At 61.6% G+C, this 17845-nt stretch carries 15 protein-coding genes; 8 read left to right on the forward strand and 7 right to left on the reverse strand.

Annotation, left to right across the window (positions count from 1 at the left end; translation table 11 throughout):
* Positions 1-87 precede the first annotated feature (87 nt).
* Entirely contained in the window at positions 88-2742 is a 2655-nt protein-coding gene (locus tag SJ05684_RS25585) for a sensor domain-containing protein (protein WP_244426667.1), read from the reverse strand.
* A 580-nt stretch (positions 2743-3322) separates the two neighbouring features.
* On the opposite strand from SJ05684_RS25585, the gene SJ05684_RS25590 reads away from it, so the two are divergent.
* Together SJ05684_RS25590 and SJ05684_RS25595 are read left to right on the forward strand one after the other, a co-directional pair.
* Positions 3323-3733 carry a DUF2000 domain-containing protein gene (locus SJ05684_RS25590; RefSeq protein ID WP_034856773.1) on the forward strand — a complete coding sequence of 137 codons (411 nt, stop codon included), beginning with the start codon at positions 3323-3325 and terminating at the stop codon, positions 3731-3733.
* A gap of 8 nt (positions 3734-3741) precedes the next feature.
* The gene (locus SJ05684_RS25595) at positions 3742-4338 is read left to right on the forward strand and encodes a LysE family translocator (protein WP_034856867.1); all 597 of its coding nucleotides are present in this window, start codon (positions 3742-3744) and stop codon (positions 4336-4338) included.
* Here SJ05684_RS25595 and SJ05684_RS25600 read toward each other — a convergent pair.
* Positions 4317-5156 carry an AraC family transcriptional regulator gene (locus tag SJ05684_RS25600; RefSeq protein WP_083846199.1) on the reverse strand — a complete coding sequence of 280 codons (840 nt, stop codon included), beginning with the start codon at positions 5154-5156 and terminating at the stop codon, positions 4317-4319. The genes SJ05684_RS25595 and SJ05684_RS25600 overlap by 22 nt on opposite strands.
* 264 nt (positions 5157-5420) lie before the next feature.
* On the opposite strand from SJ05684_RS25600, the gene SJ05684_RS25605 reads away from it, so the two are divergent.
* The 4 genes from SJ05684_RS25605 (at position 5421) to SJ05684_RS25620 (ending at position 9125) form a co-directional block, all read left to right on the forward strand.
* Positions 5421-6071, forward strand: coding sequence for a sugar transferase (locus tag SJ05684_RS25605; RefSeq protein WP_034856774.1), 651 nt, complete (start codon positions 5421-5423; stop codon positions 6069-6071).
* A gap of 126 nt (positions 6072-6197) precedes the next feature.
* A complete protein-coding gene (locus SJ05684_RS25610) occupies positions 6198-7640 on the forward strand; it encodes a GMC oxidoreductase (protein WP_034856776.1) in 1443 nt (480 codons plus the stop codon).
* 11 nt (positions 7641-7651) lie between these two features.
* Complete coding sequence (locus SJ05684_RS25615) at positions 7652-8095, forward strand: hypothetical protein (protein WP_034856778.1); 444 nt, start codon at positions 7652-7654, stop codon at positions 8093-8095.
* A 34-nt stretch (positions 8096-8129) separates the two neighbouring features.
* Complete coding sequence (locus SJ05684_RS25620) at positions 8130-9125, forward strand: phosphoribosyltransferase family protein (RefSeq protein ID WP_034856780.1); 996 nt, start codon at positions 8130-8132, stop codon at positions 9123-9125.
* 191 nt (positions 9126-9316) lie between these two features.
* Here the strand turns inward: SJ05684_RS25620 and SJ05684_RS25625 are convergent, their stop codons facing one another.
* The gene (locus tag SJ05684_RS25625) at positions 9317-10798 is read right to left on the reverse strand and encodes a lipopolysaccharide biosynthesis protein (protein WP_034856781.1); all 1482 of its coding nucleotides are present in this window, start codon (positions 10796-10798) and stop codon (positions 9317-9319) included.
* 539 nt (positions 10799-11337) lie between these two features.
* Between SJ05684_RS25625 and SJ05684_RS25630 the strand changes: the two genes are divergently transcribed.
* Positions 11338-12813 (forward strand): hypothetical protein, encoded by a 1476-nt coding sequence (locus tag SJ05684_RS25630; protein ID WP_034856871.1) that lies wholly within the window; start codon positions 11338-11340, stop codon positions 12811-12813.
* A 407-nt stretch (positions 12814-13220) separates the two neighbouring features.
* Positions 13221-13598 (forward strand): SH3 domain-containing protein, encoded by a 378-nt coding sequence (locus tag SJ05684_RS25635; RefSeq protein WP_050980091.1) that lies wholly within the window; start codon positions 13221-13223, stop codon positions 13596-13598.
* A 33-nt stretch (positions 13599-13631) separates the two neighbouring features.
* On the opposite strand, the gene SJ05684_RS25640 is transcribed toward SJ05684_RS25635, so the two are convergent.
* The 4 genes from SJ05684_RS25640 to SJ05684_RS25655 all read right to left on the reverse strand — a co-directional run bounded on the left by SJ05684_RS25640 (position 13632) and on the right by SJ05684_RS25655 (position 17764).
* Entirely contained in the window at positions 13632-14048 is a 417-nt protein-coding gene (locus SJ05684_RS25640; protein WP_034856783.1) for a thiol-disulfide oxidoreductase DCC family protein, read from the reverse strand.
* The gene (locus tag SJ05684_RS25645) at positions 14045-14221 is read right to left on the reverse strand and encodes a hypothetical protein (RefSeq protein ID WP_157211991.1); all 177 of its coding nucleotides are present in this window, start codon (positions 14219-14221) and stop codon (positions 14045-14047) included. The genes SJ05684_RS25640 and SJ05684_RS25645 overlap by 4 nt, the downstream gene beginning before the upstream one ends.
* A 190-nt stretch (positions 14222-14411) precedes the next feature.
* Positions 14412-15455, reverse strand: coding sequence for an acyltransferase family protein (locus SJ05684_RS25650; protein WP_034856788.1), 1044 nt, complete (start codon positions 15453-15455; stop codon positions 14412-14414).
* A 119-nt stretch (positions 15456-15574) separates the two neighbouring features.
* Positions 15575-17764, reverse strand: coding sequence for a GDSL-type esterase/lipase family protein (locus tag SJ05684_RS25655; protein ID WP_034856790.1), 2190 nt, complete (start codon positions 17762-17764; stop codon positions 15575-15577).
* Positions 17765-17845 lie beyond the last annotated feature (81 nt).

Below are 17845 nucleotides of genomic sequence, written 5' to 3' on the forward strand. Positions count from 1 at the left end.
AAAGCGCGATGCGTAGATCGAAAGACTATAGCCTCGTTTGGGCGTCCAATGACGCACGGCGCTTGGGAGCGGGCAAGTCCGCTCGCGTCAGACCGTCAGGCCAGTGTCGCCAACACGCCGCGGCAGTCTCATGATCTCGCTCTTCGGCAGAGGTCTGCTATAGAGGAAACCTTGGGCGGCCTCGCATCCGTTCGCCGCCAAAAACGCCGCCTGCCCGACGGTCTCGACGCCTTCCGCAACCACATTCTGACCGAGGCATCGGGCAATCGACAGGATGGCCTTCACCAGCTCGGCACTGCTTTTGTTGGTGCTGTTGATGAACGACCGGTCGATCTTGAGCGTGTCGATCGGATAACGCGAGAGATAATTCAGCGCCGAATAGCCGGTACCGAAGTCGTCAATGGCGATGGAAATCCCCATGGACCGCAGCCTCGAAAGGGTCTCCAGCGTCCCGTCCTTCTCGTTGAGAAGCAGGCTCTCGGTTATTTCGATTTCGATCCATTCCGCACGGCAGCCGGTCATTTCCAGGCAGTCGGCGACCGTCTTTGACAGGTCCTGGCACTGGAACTCCCTGGCGGAGAGGTTGATCGCCACCTTGTGCAGCGGCAGACCGTCGGCGTTCAGCTCGGTGGCGGTCTCGCAGGCCTCGCGCAGCACCCAATGCCCCAGTTCGGTGATCAACCCCGTCTCTTCGGCTATTCGGATGAACTGATCCGGGGGGATCATCCCCCTCTTCGGGTGGCGCCATCTAAGCAGGGCTTCCGAGCCGAAGATGGTGCCGTTCTGCAGATGCACCTTCGGCTGGTAGTGCAACTCCAGTTCGCCGCGCTCGATAGCGCGCCGCAGTTCCGATTCGAGCGTGAGCCGCTCTTCGGCGCTGGCCGTCAGGTCCTTGGAATAAAAGCGGAAGTCGTTACGGCCGGAGCGCTTCGCCAAGTACATGGCGGAATCGGCATATTTCACCAGATCATCGGCATCTGTGCTGTCGTCGGGATAGAACGCGATGCCGATGCTGCAGGAGACGAAGACCTCCTTGCCGTCGAGCAGGAAGCGCTCGTTGAACTTTTCCAGCATCCTGCCGGCGATACGGCTGATATCCTCTTCCTGCCGGATTTCCGGCAGCAGGATCGCGAACTCGTCCCCGCCGAGCCGCGCAACGGTGTCGCGATCGCGCACGCTCGCCTTGAGCCGCTCGGCGGCCTGGCAGAGCAACTCGTCCCCCACGGGATGCCCCATTGTGTCGTTGACCGCCTTGAAATGATCGATATCGATGAGCATCACGCCCGACCGCCGGTCGTTCGAGGAGGCATCGGCGATCATCTGCCGGAGGCGGTCGTTGAAAAGCGCTCGGTTCGGCAAGGCGGTGAGCGGATCGTAGAAGGCCATCTGGTGGATCTTCTGGCGCGACGCATTCAACTCCGTAATGTCGCGCGCAACGCCAAGGATCGCCGTTGCCTGGCCGTCGGGACCGAGTACCGGCACCTTTCGCGTTTCGAGGCGGATGCGCTCGCCGGTATCCCTGTGCGTGGCCCATTCCTCCTCGACGATGATGCGACCGGCATCGACAGTCGCTCTATCCGTTTCGCGGAAGAATTGCGCCCTTTCAGCGTCGAACAGATCGTAATCCGTCTTACCGACAATGTCCGCTTCCGCGTAGCCGAACAATCGTTCGAATGCGTGGTTGCACAGAAGATACGCGCCCTCGATGCTCTTCAACCACACGATGTCCGGAATAGTCTGGAGCACGCCGAGAAGCTGCGTGCGCACTTCGTTGACCGCCTCTTCCGCTCGCTTGCGCTCGGTGACGTCACGCGACAGCACGAGGAAGGTACTCGCGGATGGGTCGGTCGTGGGCCTCTTCGCCACGGAATGCTCGAACCAGCGCGTCTCTCCGCTCGGCAGCATGATGCGCAGACAGCTGCCATAGGAGGCACCGCCTTCATCCGCCTCGCGAATGGCCTCCATGGCAATGGCGGCCTGGTCCGGCGGCAGGACGTCTCCGATCGTCCTGCCGAGCAGCGTCTCCCTTTGCTGGGCCAGGTGTTCCGGGTTCTTCGTCCAGACCTGGAGGTAACGTCCTTCCAGGTCCACCTCGAACAGGATGTCGGGAATGGCTGCGACCACCCCTTCGGCAAATTCCAGCGCTTGCTTGAGCTTCTGTTCCGTCTGCTTGCGCTCGGTGATGTCCAGCATGGCGCCGATCAAACCGGCCGGCTCACCTTGTTCGTTGGTAAAGACGGCCTTGTTGAAGACGACGTCGCGCTGGTCACCGCCAGCGGTCGAGACCGTCGATTCGTATTGCTGGATGCCACCCTCTCTGAAGAGAGCCGCATCCTGTGCCGAATACGTCTCCGCGAGATCCTGAGGACTGATATCGAAGACGCTTTTCCCGATGATTTGATCCCTTGTACCGCCAAGGAAATTCTCGAAAGCCTGGTTGCAGCCCATATAGCGTCCTTGCCGGTTCTTGTAGAAGACAGGAACGGGAAGCGCCTCGAGCAGGGATTCGAAGGGATCGCCGCCCTGACTGCGCCCGGCTTGATCGTGGGTGACGCCGTTTCGAGCGAGGAGCGATGCACCTGCCTCGCCGGGCGCGGATCGCTTGAATTCCAACGCGATCTCCTTGCCTCCATCGGCAGCGAGACTGACAGTGACGCTTACATCGCCCCCTTCCCGCAAGGATCGTCGCAATCCGGCAAGTAGCGCGACGACATCATCGCGATCGCCGAGGCCCAGGAGCAAGGCAACGTCCTGCGCAATCGCGACGTATTCCGATCCTGGTGACGCCTCCGCGCAGGCGGAGACGCCGCTCCGGCCTTCCTCCCCGTTCCGCCGCAACAATCTCGCTCGCCCACGCGACAAGTCCTGGCCTCTCCTGAGTGACGCTTTTGGCGAGGGGGATCGCAACTTCACGCAGGTTCTCCTGACGGCAGCGGCGACGGGAGGTTTCATGCATCCGGTCGGCATTGGAATGGCCGCACAATTCATTCGGGCGGGTAGAAAGCCTGTGCATCACCGGCCCCGCATCTCCGATACTGGGGGCCGCAGCGCATTAGACATATGTGAGTGGAGATTAATAAAGCGCTGCATTCTCGAACACGCCGAGCCTTGGATGCGCAATATGGATGATTGTTCGCAATGTGGACTACAACCCGCATTGCGTGCATTCATCCAAGCGGCGAAGTCGGCGGCCCTTGACGTGCGTAGGTTGCTTCCGGCAACCAGCCAATTCTGGAGCCGTTCAAGGGCAATTTCCTTCAATACCGCGCCGGCCCTTCGTCCCTATTCCGGCAGTCCCGAGGACAATGCTTGAGGACCATCCGTGACCCGTTGCGCTTTCGTAATCGACCAAAACCTGCCGCGCGGGCTGATCGCCAATACCGCCGCCATATTGGCGATGACGCTCGGCCGCGATCGGCCTGATCTCGTGGGGCATGCGGTCCACGACGCCGACGGCATTCGCCATGAGGGGATCACGACAATCGTCATGCCGATCCTGATGTCGGATGCCAACGGCCTCGCGGCACTACGTGGCCGTGCCGCCTCGAACGAGCCCGCCGGTCTGTGTCTCGTCGATGTGACGGAGGCGGCACAGCGGGCGAAGGACTATCAGGCCTATGAAATCCGCATCGGTCGTATGCGGCGTGACGATCTGCGCTATCTCGGCCTCTGCCTTCACGGGCCGGCCGCGCTGGTGCGCTCGCTGACAGGCGACCTGCCGTTGTTGCGATAGGTATGCCGATGTCCCTTGCGCTCTATCTTTCCATGTCCTCCTTCGCCCTTGCCGCCTCGATTTCGCCCGGGCCGGTCAACATCGTTGCGCTCACGACCGGTCTGCATCACGGTTTCCGCGCAAGCCTGCGGCACGTCACCGGCGCGACGGTCGGCTTCACGGCGCTCCTGCTCCTCGGCGGTTTCGGCATTGCGGAAGTGCTGCTGCGATGGCCGGGTGCAACCCGTCTCATCGGCGGCGCCGGCGTGGCTTTCCTTCTCTATCTGGCATGGAACCTTTGGGTCTCCGACGGGCGGACATCGGCGGGCCTCGCGACGCAGCCGCCGTCGATCGCGGCCGGCTTCACCCAACAATGGCTCAACCCGAAAGCCTGGATCGCGGCGATTGCCGGCATGGGCGCCTTTGGAACGGGCGGCGGCACCTTGCGGATCTGCTTGTTCGCCGCACTTTACTTTGCGATCTGCTATGCCTCGATCGCCGCCTGGGCCTATGCCGGCGCCCGCCTGCGCCATTATCTCGACGACGCCCGGCGCGTGCGGGCCTTCAATCGGGCGATGGCGGCGCTGCTCGCGCTCAGCGCTGCCTACCTGGCCCTCGGAGGATGATTGGATGAGCGCCACGCCTGTGCATATCGGCGCGGCGTCGTCGCCACATGCTGTTTGAAGACCCGCTGGAAATGCGCCTGATCGGCAAAGCCCGCCGACAGGGCCACGTCGACGATTGGCCTGCCGCGGCGCAATTCGCTCTGGCCGAACCGGATGCGTCGGTTGACCTGATAGGCGTGCGGCGTCATCCCATAGCGGGCCCTGAAGGCGCGGACCAGATAGCTCGGAGAAAGCCCCGAGACGTCGGCGATGTCCTTCAGCCGCAGCCGGCTGGTGCAATTGTCGCTGATAAAGGCAGCGGCACGCGCCAGGTTCGGATGTGCCGGCAGCACGCGCGCGTCGATGCGCTCCAGGCAGCCATGCAGCTCGGCAAAGAAGGCGGCCGCCGCACATTCCTTGGCGAGCGTCTCCGCATCTATGTCGAAGAGCACGTCGAACAAGCCGTCGAGGCGGCGATAGACATCAGGGTCCGCGCTCGTCGCCGCAGCGTAGGGCCGAAACTCCGCAGCCTCGTTCTGGTCGGCCAGCCAGTGTGGATCCACGTAGAGCATGCGATAGGCCCAGGGCGATCCCTTGAGCGGATTGCAGGCATGCGCCTCCTCCGGATTCATGAGTACGACCGTGCCCGCCATGACTTCGTGCCGCAGGCATCCATTCCGGTAGCTGCTCCGTCCGGCCGTCACCACGCCGATTGAAAAGGTTGGATGGCTGTGCACGCCATAGCAGGCATTGCGCCCATCGGCGATCTGGCGCGCCTCCAGAAAGGGAAGCGCCCGATCGCGCCAGAAGTGATGGGGTTCGACGGGCCGGCGGCTCATATTAATCTCACGTATCGCTGACGTCATACAGATAACCCGCACCACGACCACATGCCAGCGGCATTGGCAAAGGATCTCCACGCGCTCAAATCCGGGAATTGCGCGGGCAGCCGCGACCGCGGGAGAAGCACGCAGGCGACCGCTTCGTGCAATGCTCCTGAAAAGTAGCCCCGCGAAGTCATAAAAACTTTCACTCGTATGTTGCAATGCGGTAGTATTTTGCTAAGGTGCATGCTTCACTTTACCACCTCTAGAGGTTGTGCCATGAAGGATTCTGTCTGGTCAGACAACCGCAATTTCCAACGCACCGCCGCAAGAAAAAAGCGCCCTGTCGACAGACTTGCGAAGCGTGGGTTCGACATCGGCGGCGCTTCCCTGGGACTTGTCTTCTTGGCCCCTTTGCTCGTTCTGCTTGCCTGCCTGGTCATGTTTTCCGACGGTGGGCCCGCGCTGCAAAGACATCTTCGGGTCGGGCGCGGCGGCTCAATCTTTACCTGCCTGACGTTCCGCACCACGACGGCCGAGGGGGAAGCCGGGCCGACGAGCCCACAGTCGCACCGCCCGGCCGAACACGCAGAACACGCTTTGCGCCTTACTCCGGTCGGTGCGGTGCTCACACGACTCGGGCTCGTCGACCTGCCGCAGTTCATCAATGTCCTTCGCGGAGACATGAGCTTCGTCGGGCCACGGCCGGTTGCACCGGGGGCATCTGAACTCATCGGAAGCGCCGGGGAGTTCTACCTGGAATCACGGCCGGGAATGACGGGGCCATGGCGGGCGGGCGCGAGCGAGGAGAACGCCCCCGCGCATCGGCCGACCCTCACCCGGCGTTACGTCGAGACCTGGTCGTTCTTCAACGATTTGCGTATCATTGCCAAATCGGTCACGGCGGCCTGCTTGACGCGGAGCAACTGAAATAGCCGGGGGACGTGAATCAGCTGGCGGCCCGCTCCCACGCTTGCCCGCACGGCTTAGCCTAGATGAGGTTGGCGGTGATCCAATAAAACCGAGTGCGCTCCGAGATTAAGAGAAGGCTAGTCAATGGTCCTGGAAATCCGCCCAGACAAAATCGCCGGAGAGCATTTCGACGTTATCGTGATCGGCTCCGGCTTTGGCTCGGCCTTTTTCCTGCACGGTTTTCTCCAACGACGCAGAGCGCGCATTCTCCTCCTCGAGTGGGGGCGCCACAATTCGCATGCGTGGCAGCTCGAACATGGGGCCAATACCGACCTCAAGGACGAGCAGACCTATAGCAGCAACGCGACAAAGCCGTGGAATTATACGATCGGACTTGGCGGCGGAACGAACTGTTGGTTCGCACAGACGCCCCGGCTGCATCCGAATGATTTTCGGCTGAAGAGCCTTTACGGAGTCGGCCAGGATTGGCCGATCGGTTATGAAGACCTCGAGCCGTTTTATTGCGAGGCGGAAACGGTCATGTCCATATCGGGCGATCCTGACATGGCCGCGATCATGCCGCGATCAAGGCCCTTCCCGCAGCCGCCGCATCGCATGTCGACGCCGGATCGCCTGATGAAGGCGGCCCAGCCGGATCGGCATTTTGTCATGCCGACGGCGCGTGCGCGTGTCGCGACGGAAACGCGATCGGCCTGCTGCGCCTCGCTTCGCTGTTGGCTCTGCCCGGCGGATGCAAAATTCACCGCGAACAACGGACTGATGCATGTGTTCGAGCACCCGGACATATCCGTTTGCCTCGGCTCGGAAGTGCGCCGGCTGGACCATTCCGCCGGTTCCGTCCGGGCGGTGACGTTCCGCCATGGCGGCACGGAGCATGTGGTCACCGGCGATCTCTTCGTGCTCGGCGCCAATGGAATCCAGAGCGCAGCGATCATGCTCAGGTCCGGCCTTGGCGGCGAATTCGTGGGGCGCGGCCTGCACGAATCCTATGGCCGCAACCTCGAGGCCTATCTCGATGGCGTCGATAATTTCGATGGCAGTACGATCACCACGGGCCTGAATTTCGGCCTCTATGACGGAGAACACCGGTCGAAACAAGGCGCCGCGCTCGTCTATTTCGAAAATCGCTGGCAGCATGGCTTGCGGGCCGAAAAGGGCCGGCTGCGCCAGACCCTACCGCTTGTGATCGTCACCGAAGACCTGTTGGAAGCGGAGAACTTCGTCAGTCTCGACGAGAGCGAAAACGCCTTCATCAACTACAAGGGAGCGGCTGATTATGCGGTCGCGGGCATGGCGCGGGCGCTGGAGAAGCTGCCCGAAGTTCTGGCGCCGCTGCCAGTGGAGAAGATCATGGATCGCGGCATCCGCGGCACGGAATCGCATGTCCAGGGGACGCTTCGCATGGGCCGGGATCGAAGCGACTCCGTCGTCGACCGGGGCCTGGTTCATCACGAATTCCGCAACCTTGTGATCGTCGGCACGAGCACCTTTCCCAGTTGCTCTTGCGCCAATCCGAGCCTGACCGCGGCGGCACTCTCTCTGAGAGCCGCCAGTCACATCGCGTGAAGGAGGGAAGAATGAGGGGAGTTTCGAGGCGCACCGTGCTCGCGCTTGCTGCTGGCGGGCTCGCATCGACCGGCCTTGCCTATGCCGCCATGCGATCCTTTTCGGATCTGGACACGGCTCGCGCTACGCTCGAGCGATACCTCGGCAAGCTCAATATCACGGACGACCACTTGCGCGCTTTTGTGTTAGAGTTCCAAAGACGCAACCCATGGGATTTCCCGACGGCGAAACTGGCAGACGCGACGACGCTGTTCGAAAGGCTACACATCGCAGACGTGGCGCGGCCTCTCCTGCCCGACGATCCCGCGCACCGTCTGGAGCGGTTCGAACGCCTGCTGCTCGCCGATTTTCATCTTTTGACCGACTATGCATGGCGGCGCGGGCCGGACGATCCCATCACCTATGCCGGGAGCCAGCACTGCGTAAACCCATTTGCAAATTTCGAATCGGCTTAGCGTGGCCGCAAATACCACTCAGAGGTGCAACGAGATGCAGTATCGATCGATCGCCGACATGAATGCCACGATTGCCAGAAACCTGCATCGCCTGCCCGGCGATATCGATCTGGTCGTCGGCATCCCGCGTAGCGGCATGTTGGCCGCCAACCTCCTCAGCCTGACGGCAAATATCCAGATGACGGATCTCGACAGCTTCGTCGCCGGCAAGATTTTCTCGAGCGGGATCACCAAGCGTTCCGCCGCGCTCGGACGCAGCATGGCCGAAATGCGAAGGATCCTCATCCTCGACGACAGCATCAATGGCGGCAGTGCCATGAGGGAGGCAAGGGTGAAGGCGGCAGCGGCGGGCATTCCGCGCGACCGGCTGATCTTCGCCGCCGTTTACGGCAGCTACGAGCGTTACGAGGAGACCGACTTCGTGTTCGAGCTCGTCCAGCAACCGCGATTGTTCCAATGGAACTTCATGCACCACAAGTTCCTTGGGCAGAGCTGCGTCGATATCGACGGCGTTCTGTGCCTCGACCCGACGAACGACGAAAACGATGACGGCCCCGCCTATCTTCGCTTTCTCGCGGAAGCACACCCTCTCTACGTACCGACGCGCAAGATCGCCTCTCTGGTGACCAGCCGGCTGGAGAAATATCGCTCCGAGACGGAGGCCTGGCTGGCGAAGCGGGGCATCGAGTACGACGAGCTCGTCATGCTCGACCTGCCGAGCAAGGAAGAGCGCCAGCGCCTCACCGCACACGGCCGCTTCAAGGCAGAGGTCTACCGGCGCTCGAATGCCGTCCTGTTCATCGAAAGCGAACACGGCCAGGCCGTCAACATCGCGAAGGTCTCAGGCAAGCCGGTCCTTTGCGTGGAGACGCACGAGATCATCACACCCGCATCGGCCCTGGTGCGCGAGCGGCTGAACCAGGCGAAGACGGCAGAGGGTAGGCACGCGCTGCTGAAGGCAGCGGCCCGCGCGATGCTCGGGGAAAGAGGCTACAATGCATTGAAGAGCAAGGTCAGGAAGCCGGCCTGAACGGCGAGTTCAGTTACGTGCAGAGACCTTCAAACTGCTGCATGTTCCGCCCAATCTCGCGCATCGGCCAAGTATTGTACCCGATTTTCGGAAAGCTCGATGCGCAGATTAACGAGTTGCAGCAACCTTTGCGCGTCTGAAAGCGTCTGAATAGACGCGCGGCGCTGTAAGGAGACATGCGATAGCTTCTCTCAGCTTTGGCCGCTTCTTCTCTTTGGCAGGAGATCGAGCGCCTCGCGCAGCGAACGGCGGCCGTAGGGGAAGAGAAGCGCCACGGCAACCGTCACCGCGTATGAAAGCATCGCCGCACCTGCGATGGCGACGATCGCCTGATCGGGCAGATGCGACCGCACCAGCCACAGGGCGGCAAGCGCGATATGCGCCCCAAGAAGGAAAGGGCCCGCGGCGCGGACCATGTCCCGGGCGCCCAAGGGACCCTTTCGGCCGATATAGAGCCAGAGGAAGGGCGTTCGCAAATATTCGCTCGCGGCATAAACGACCGCAACACCGAGCGCCCCATAAGGCAAGCCGATGATGAAGGCCAGGGCGGAGGTTGCGGCGGTGACAATTCCCCAACGCATGAAGTCGCCGGACCGGCCCTGGCTGATGAACAGCCAGCCCGCCGGATTGTTGAGAGGCTGCAGCAGGCCGGCAAAGCCGAGCGCCTGGAAGATGTGGGCACTTTCCCGCCATTGTTCGCCGAGCACGAAAGGAATGAGCCGATCGGCAGTCGCCACGGCGGTCGCCACCCCCGGCAGCGCGACGACCAGCATCAAGGGGATCACGCGGAGATAGGCGCTGCGGTAGCGGTCGGGCTCGCCCAATAGGCGTGAGAGCGCCGGCACCATCACTTTCGAGAGCGGGTTTGCGATCTGGCTCAGGGGGAACAGGAGAAGCTTGTAGGCCCGGTCGTAAAGGCCAAGCTCCGTATTGCCCCAGTAGCGACCGATGAGGATGTTGTCGAGATTGCGGGCAAAGAAATTGGCGAAATTGAATCCGGTAATGCCGGCGCCGAAATTGAGCAGCGCGCCGATTCCCTGGACCTTTCGCGGCACGCCCGGGCGCCAATGCGAATTCGCCCAGTAGCAAAGGCTCGGCAGCAGGGAGCTCGTGAGGGTGCCCGCGTAAAGCGCCCAATAGGACCGGTCGATCAGCGTCCAGGCGACCGCAGCAGAAAAGCCGGCGACGGCGCTTGCGACTTCAATCAATGCGAGACGACCGAAGGCCATGCGTCGGTTGAGGAGGGCGAGATGCTGGGCGCCCAGGCCGTAAGCGACGATCTGCACGGCCATGGCAGCAATCAGCGGGCCGACCCGCGGCTCGCCATAGAAGCGAGCGATCAGCGGCGCCGCACCGACCATCAGGCAGGCGAGCGCCGTGCTGACGGCAACATTGACCCAGAAGAGGTAGTTCACCTCATCATGCGTTATCGCGTGTTTCTGCACGGTGGCCTGCGTCAGGCCGAAATCCTGAAAGAGCGCGATGAAGGCGAGCACCGGCGCACACATGGCGACAATACCGAAATCCTCAGGCGACAGCAGACGGGAAAGAACGATGACAGACAGGATCTGGGTCGCGACTTTGAGGGCTTGTGCGATGCCGGTTGCGACGGCGCCGCGGCCGACGGACCTGCGAAGCGAACCCTCGGGCGGATCGAATGGGCTGGCGTCCAAGTCCCTACCCTCATTCCCGGTTTCCACGAGCACCTGCAATAACGAGATATTTTTTGCAGCGCAACAGAAATACACAACCTCTGATGCGCCGCACAATCCATGTTGCAACACAGCATCATGCGTAGTAGATTCGCCGCAACTGAACCATAGGTCGTACTGACCGTAGCATGTCCAGCGGCTAGGTAGCTCGTCGTCGACAGCCGGCGAGGGGCGCTCCCACGTAATTGACACACGAATTCAATGGTGGCAGATAGGCTGTTTACAATTTTTCGTTGCAGCATAGGCTAGACCCAAACCCAGCCGCGGACTGTCAAGGGCACACCTCTCCGGAAGGTTTTTCGCCGGTGGCGAGTCACGTCGAAGATGAAAAGCGGGAGACATAAGGACCGGGCAATTTTCCCAATACGCGGCAGCCGCGCCGGACGGCGACACTGTCGTGACGCACCGCATGGCTGCGCATGCACTTTGGACTGCCTGCGCCAAGCCTTGGCTGCGTTCCGCGTTCGGACAACCCACGGTCACTTGAAGTGGAACTCATGATGACGGCAGATGCGATACCTTTCTGGAATATAGGCCGCGGCAAGGCCACCAACATCAGAGAACTGGCCTACAGCTACGACGGTCTGACCGCATTCACGCCCTTCTGGGCCATGGCCGCAATCTTCAGCATCGCCGGCGACACCTACGGGCTGATCGGCTACAAGGGCCAGATCTATATGGCGCTCGCGTGGGCGATCGTCCTGTTCAGCCTCCTGCTTTTCCTGTACCCGCGTCGTACCTGGGTTCTCGTCGCTCTTGCCGGGGCAACGGTGGCACTATTCGCCCTTCGCCTGCCGGTTGCGTCCAACAACAAGACGATTACCGCCGTTATGGACGGCGCAATCCTGCTCAGCGCCGCCGTGCTGTACCTGAGGGCCGGTCGCGGTCCGATCGACCGCGTTGCCCTTTACGACCAGGTACGCATCGTTGCCCGCGCTCTGCTCGCGATCATGTATTTCTACGGCATCTTCCACAAGATTAACACGGACTTTCTCGATCCCACCGTCAGTTGCGCGGTGGGGCTTTACGTGCCGCTCGCCCGACCGTTCGGCCTAGAGGACAACTTGTTCGGCCGATATCTGGCGATTTACGCGACCTTCATCATCGAGGGGATCGCCATCATATCGCTTTACTGGAAGCGCTATTTCGCCGTGGGCTTCATCCTGGCGCTGGTCTTCCACTATATTATCCCGATTTCCGCCTATTCCTGGTATATGGACTTTTCCAGCCTGGTCTTCGCGCTCTACGTGCTGAGCATCCCAAAGCCCGCGAGCCATATGCTCTATGGCATTTCGCTGAAGGTGGCCAACAGGCTACGCGAGAACTACGGGCGGATCGGGACGATCTTCCCGGGTCTCGCTCTCATGCTCATTGCGGCGGCCATCGTCATGCTCCTGACTCTTGTCTTCCCGGAGCGCTCCTTCGAAATGGTCGTCCATTCCGTCTGGATCCTCGTGTGGGCGGTCGTGGGCGGAGCGGCCATGGTCGTGCTCACCTATGTGGCGCTCGAAAACCTGCCTTGCGAGAATGTTGCCGCGCCGCGCGCGCCCGCCTGGATCTATGTGGTGCCCGGCCTGTTCTTCCTCTCCTGCCTTTCGCCCTATGTCGGGCTGAAGACGGAAAGCTCGATCAACATGTTCAGCAACCTGCACACGGAGGCCGGCCGGACCAACCACCTGCTCTTCACCAAGCCGCCCTATCTCTTCGACTATCAGAACGAGGTCGTGAAGGTCGTCGATTCCTCGAAGGAATTCTGGGTGCGTCAGTCGCAGGCCGGCAACCATCACATCCTGCATGATCTGAAGCTGTGGCTCCGCTGGAAGCCGGAAGCATGGGTGACCTACGAGAAGGACGGCGCCATCGTCACACGGGCGACGGCGGCCAGCCTCGCCGACGAAATGCCGAACCTCCTCGAGCGCAAGCTGCTGATCTTCAAGCTGGTGGACTTCTCGCGGCCGAAGGTTTGCACGCATTGAGGCTCGTCGCCCGATGCAGGACACCGGCTTTGAGCCACACGTCTGCCTGGACCAAACCAGGTGCGGGCCGAGCCGACTGGAACCTGCACGACTTGCCCGCGCCGCAATTCACCGCACCGAAGCTGAAGCACCTGTGGACTGTGAGCATTGACACCACGTCACCAGCCGTGTTCTGAAGCCCCCAACCGCGCTAACAAACTGAGGCACCCTCTCCTCGTCCCGCTCGGGGACGTGCCGTTGCCTGACACCAAATCCTTGATTGCCCAGTGACAGCCTTGTTCAGAGTGTTTGTTTTCCTATTCCTTGCTGCCATCTCCGCCGTACCTGCGAGTGCCACTCCCATTACAGGCCGCGTAACGGGTCTGCCCCTACCTCGCTACGTCTCGCTCGGCGCCCAGCGTGCAAACATGCGCGTCGGGCCCGGAACGGACTACATGGTGAAATGGGTATACCTTTCGCCCGGTCTACCGCTGGAGATCTTTGCCGAATATGGCAATTGGCGAAAAGTGAGGGATCAGGACGGCACGGTCGGGTGGATGTATCACGGACTGCTGTCGGGTCGCCGGACCGGTGCGATCGCTCCTTGGAAAGAGGGCTACGTTCCCATGCGCGATCATGCTTCGTCGATTGCGCCCGTCGCCGCTCGATTGCAGACGGGACTTGTCGTTCGTCTGCGGTCCTGCAGTGGCACCTGGTGCCGTGTCTCAGGAAAGAACGGCGGGTGGAGCGGCTATGTCAGGCAGCAGGACATCTGGGGTGTTTATCCCGGCGAAGTGCTGCCATGACTCGACTGCACGTCGCCCGCAGTCCGTTTCGGGTCACCAGCCCCGTTCGGGCGAGCGATCGAGATCGGCGGGGATAAGCGGCCGACCGCGCAGACGAAGCGTGATGCGGCGCCCAAGCTTGAGCACGGGGTAGATCAGCCGCGCGGCCACCCGGCTTGAAAGGATCACGCGATTGAGTCGGCCGAACAGTGAAGACGGGGAACTGAGGATTGCCAGCAGATTGACGGCCTCGTCTCCGTGATGGACGCGATCGTCGAAGACGAAGAGCATGCCGTCGTTCAGATCATAGCCTTCACGTTGAAAAGCCGCGACGCGCGGATCGCCTGAGCGGGCATCGAGTAGTTCGACCGGACCCACGGTTTCGCGCAGCCGCAAGAAGCGCACGTAATTCTGACAGAACACGCACTCGCCGTCATACACGATGAGTGCCGCTTTTTCCGGGCTGCTCATTGCGCCACCGGATCGGTGCCGAGGTCCGTCGGCGGCGTCGAGGCGTCGCGCAAGGCGCATTTGCCGTAGAACGAACAGCCCGAGACGACGGGCAGGTTGGCGAGCGCATCGAGAACGCCGACGAAGGTGAGGAGGATCGCACCGAGGGCAATCAGTTTCTTGTAAACAGGCATCTCCCGAAACATCCGGTTCGTTCCCCTGCTGAGTCGAGGCATCTGGTGCCATCGGAGGCAAACGGCAGCCAAGCGCCCGCCGCTGACCTTGTGCGCTGCACAATCTTGCTCAAAGCGGTGCGAAGGTCAAGAGCAATCCACCCCAGGTTGCGATTGTTGCCCGCAATCGCGAACCTCGCCGCCGCCAATCTCATCTCGCGCGGCTGGCGAGTGTCCGCCGCATTCGGTCGATACTGAGCGACAGCGATCCCTGCCCGAGGAACCAGGGTGACAGAACCGCCGACGTCTTCAGCAGCCGATAGAGGAGATAGGGTAGTCCGACCGAAAGAACAATCAGCGGAATATCCGAGGTCAGTCCCGATTCGCGCAAAGTGAAATGCACGAATTGGTGAGCGAACATGATGACCAGTGAAGCCTTGCCGAGTTCAGCGACCGGCGCCATCGGCTCAGTAAGACCACGCGTGACCAGGCGTACGAGGCCGAGCAGGGTCGCGGAGATGGCAAGCGCGAGCAATAGGCCGAGGATCGGCGGTCCGAATTTGGTGTTCTTCATGCTGAAGGTAAAGTCGGAGCCTGCCAAGGCAGCGGCACTCGAGATGCCGAAAACGGCAAGAGCAGCCAGGACAATCGCAATGGCGCCCAGCCTCTCTTCACGCAGCAGGTGCCCGAACCAGAAGGCGCCGATGGCGAGAGGCACATTGCTGAGGGCAAGAGGCGAGCGGATATCCGGCCAGGAGGTTTGGATGACATAAGCAAGGGCGACAGCGCCTGCCACGAAGATCAGCATCACAGGATCGGTGGGCCTTTTGGTCAGCAGCGCAACCTCATTGTAGAGAAGCTGGGTCGCAAAGAGGCAGCTCACGAACCAGAAGACACCGAGTTCGCGGGTAAGGTTTCGTCCACCCCAAGCGGCGTTGGTCATCAGTTCCCTGACTTGCCAGGGAGCCGGTATCTCGCCGTGAAGGAGGTCGACGAGCAGCATGCCCGCGATGAGGAGGCCGAGAAAGGCGATATACGGGATCATGAGACCACGTACTCGCTTGGAGAGCAGGGTCTGTCGGTCGGACGCGGTGAAGAGATATCCCGAGATCACGAAAAAAAAAGGCATATAGAACAACGAGATCGCAAAAAAGACCTCGGGTGCCCATTGCCATTTGCTGTGGGTCAGGACGTGGGCCAGGACGACGAGAACGATGCCCACGCCCTTGGCCACGTCGAGCCAAGTCTGACGCATTGCTAGCCTCCAGTGCCCCGATCGAATAAGTCGTTCGATGGACGATTTTAAGGCCAGCAGGATTGTGGGTAGCCCAAAAGGATTAGCAACCCTCATTAATTTGGGGAATTCAGACGCGGCTATGCAAAGAAGAAATCACTGCTCGACAGGCTCGCCACAAGCGTGCCTTTCAACAGGAGCGTATCGCTGCCGGAGAGCACGACGAGCGTGTCGCCATCGATCTGGCGCAGCTCCTGATAGCCGACATAGCCGGATATCTCCATCAGATCGTCGCCTGAAAGGTCGAAGTCGCTAATCGTGTCGCGACCGTCGCCAGCGGCGAAGACGAAGACGTCATTACCCGTCCCGCCCGCCAGACTATCATCACCGGTTCCGCCGGTGAGCCTATCATGCCCGCCGCGCCCGTCCAGGATGTCGTCGCCGGCGAGCCCCTCGAGCGCGTTGGCGCCGCTGTTGCCGGTCATGGTATTTGCAAGCGCATTGCCCCGGCCATTCAGCCCGGCGGCCGAGCGCAGGTAGAGCGTTTCCATGTTGTCCGCCAGCGTCCAGTTGACGTAGGCATGGGTTGCATCGATCCCGCCGCCCGGCTCCTCAAGGGTCTCGTCGCCGATGTTCTCGACGTAGTAGACGTCGTTGCCGATCCCGCCGACGAGCCTATCGGCACCGGCCCTTCCATCGAGCACATCGTTTCCGCCCATGCCGTAGAGTTGGTCTGCGCCGCTGCCGCCCACAAGCGTATCGTTCCCCGCACCGCCGACGATCGCACCCGGCGGGGGCTGGTCGCCACCGGACCCATCCGCCCAGACGAAGTCCTGGGCGCTCAGTGAAGCGCTATTGGCCCCCTTGAGGAGTAGACTGTCGCTGGCAGAGAAGACGACAAGCGTGTCGGCCCCCATCTGGCGGAGCTCGCTGTAGCTCTGGTAACCGGAGATTTCCAGGACATCGTTTCCCGAAAGGTTGAAATCGGTGATGACGTCCTGGCCGTCGCCGATCGCGAAGACGAATGTGTCGTCGCCCGTGCCGCCCGTCAGGGTGTCGTTGCCGGTACCGCCGATGATACGGTCCGCGCCACCGCGTCCGTCGAGAGTGTCATCACCATCGCGTCCTTCGATCCTGTTCGCGCCGCTGTTGCCGATAATGGTATTGGCTCCGGCATTGCCGACGCCAGCCAGACCGGCCGCCGACCGCAAGAACAGGTTCTCAACGTGTTTGGGAAGCGTCCAGTCGACATAGGCGTGCACCTCGTCGATGCCCCCGCCGGCCTCCTCGATCGTGCTGTCGCCGGAACTGTCGACATAATAGACGTCGTTGCCCGCGCCGCCGATCATTACGTCAGCGCCGGTCCCGCCGATCAGCACGTCGGCGCCGCCGCGTCCCTCGAGCACATCGCTCCCGTCACCGCCTTCCAGTGTATTGGTCCCATCATTTCCGGCCAGCCGATCGTCAAAGGCTGAGCCGGTCAGGTTTTCGATACTGATGAAGGTGTCGCGGTCGCTGCCGATGCCCCCATCGTCCAGGCCGAAATGCTGCTCCAGCGCCTGCAGCCAGTAGGCGGCGATCTTCTCGTAACCTTCGGCCGTCGGATGTAAGCCGCTGTCGAGCGGAGGCGCCGTGATGTCGTCGGGCGTCAGGCCCCGCATGTCGACGAAGACCACATCGAGCCCCAGCGCAACCAGTTCTTCAATGAGCGCAGGCATTGCGTCATTGTAGGCGTCGACCGTGTCAGCCCGCGCCTGCGACTGCTGCCCGACCCGCACGGGTGGGATAGAACCAACGAAGACCGTCACGTCGGGATCCGCGGCTGTCATGCTGAGCAGAAGGTTGCGCAGGTCTTGAACCATCGCCTGCACACTGTCGCTCTTGCTGTCATTTGTACCCGCGATCAAAAGCACCGCGTCGGGCGCGGTCGAGGCCAGGGCGCTTTCATCGATGCCATTCAACTGATTGAGCGTCCAGCCGCGGTGCCCCTCGTGGTCACGGTCCTCCATATCGGCGGGACCGTTTGCGAGCGATCCGACGAAATCGACGTGGACATTGAGCGCGTGCAGGTGATCCAGCACGAATTTCCGGTATCCGCCACTCTCGGTATCGGTCGTACTGCCGATCACGCCGTAGGTGATGGAATCGCCAAAAGGCAATATCGAGAGCAATTTGTAAGCTTGACCGGATTGAAGGTCGGCCACGACCCCGCGCGACGAGCGAGCATAACTGACCGTATCCGCACCCCCGCCGCCATTGAACGAGTTCGGCGCATCATCGTCATAGAAAACGTCCCGGCCCGGACCGCCGAAGAACAGGCTTTCTGCCATGGGACTCTCTCCTCTAAAGCAGCACAACTCGAATTCGGGCGCGGCAAACTCTCCACGCCATGACGAATTCGACCGGAACCG

It is taken from the genome of Sinorhizobium sojae CCBAU 05684 (assembly GCF_002288525.1).
GTDB classification, from domain to species: domain Bacteria; phylum Pseudomonadota; class Alphaproteobacteria; order Rhizobiales; family Rhizobiaceae; genus Sinorhizobium; species Sinorhizobium sojae.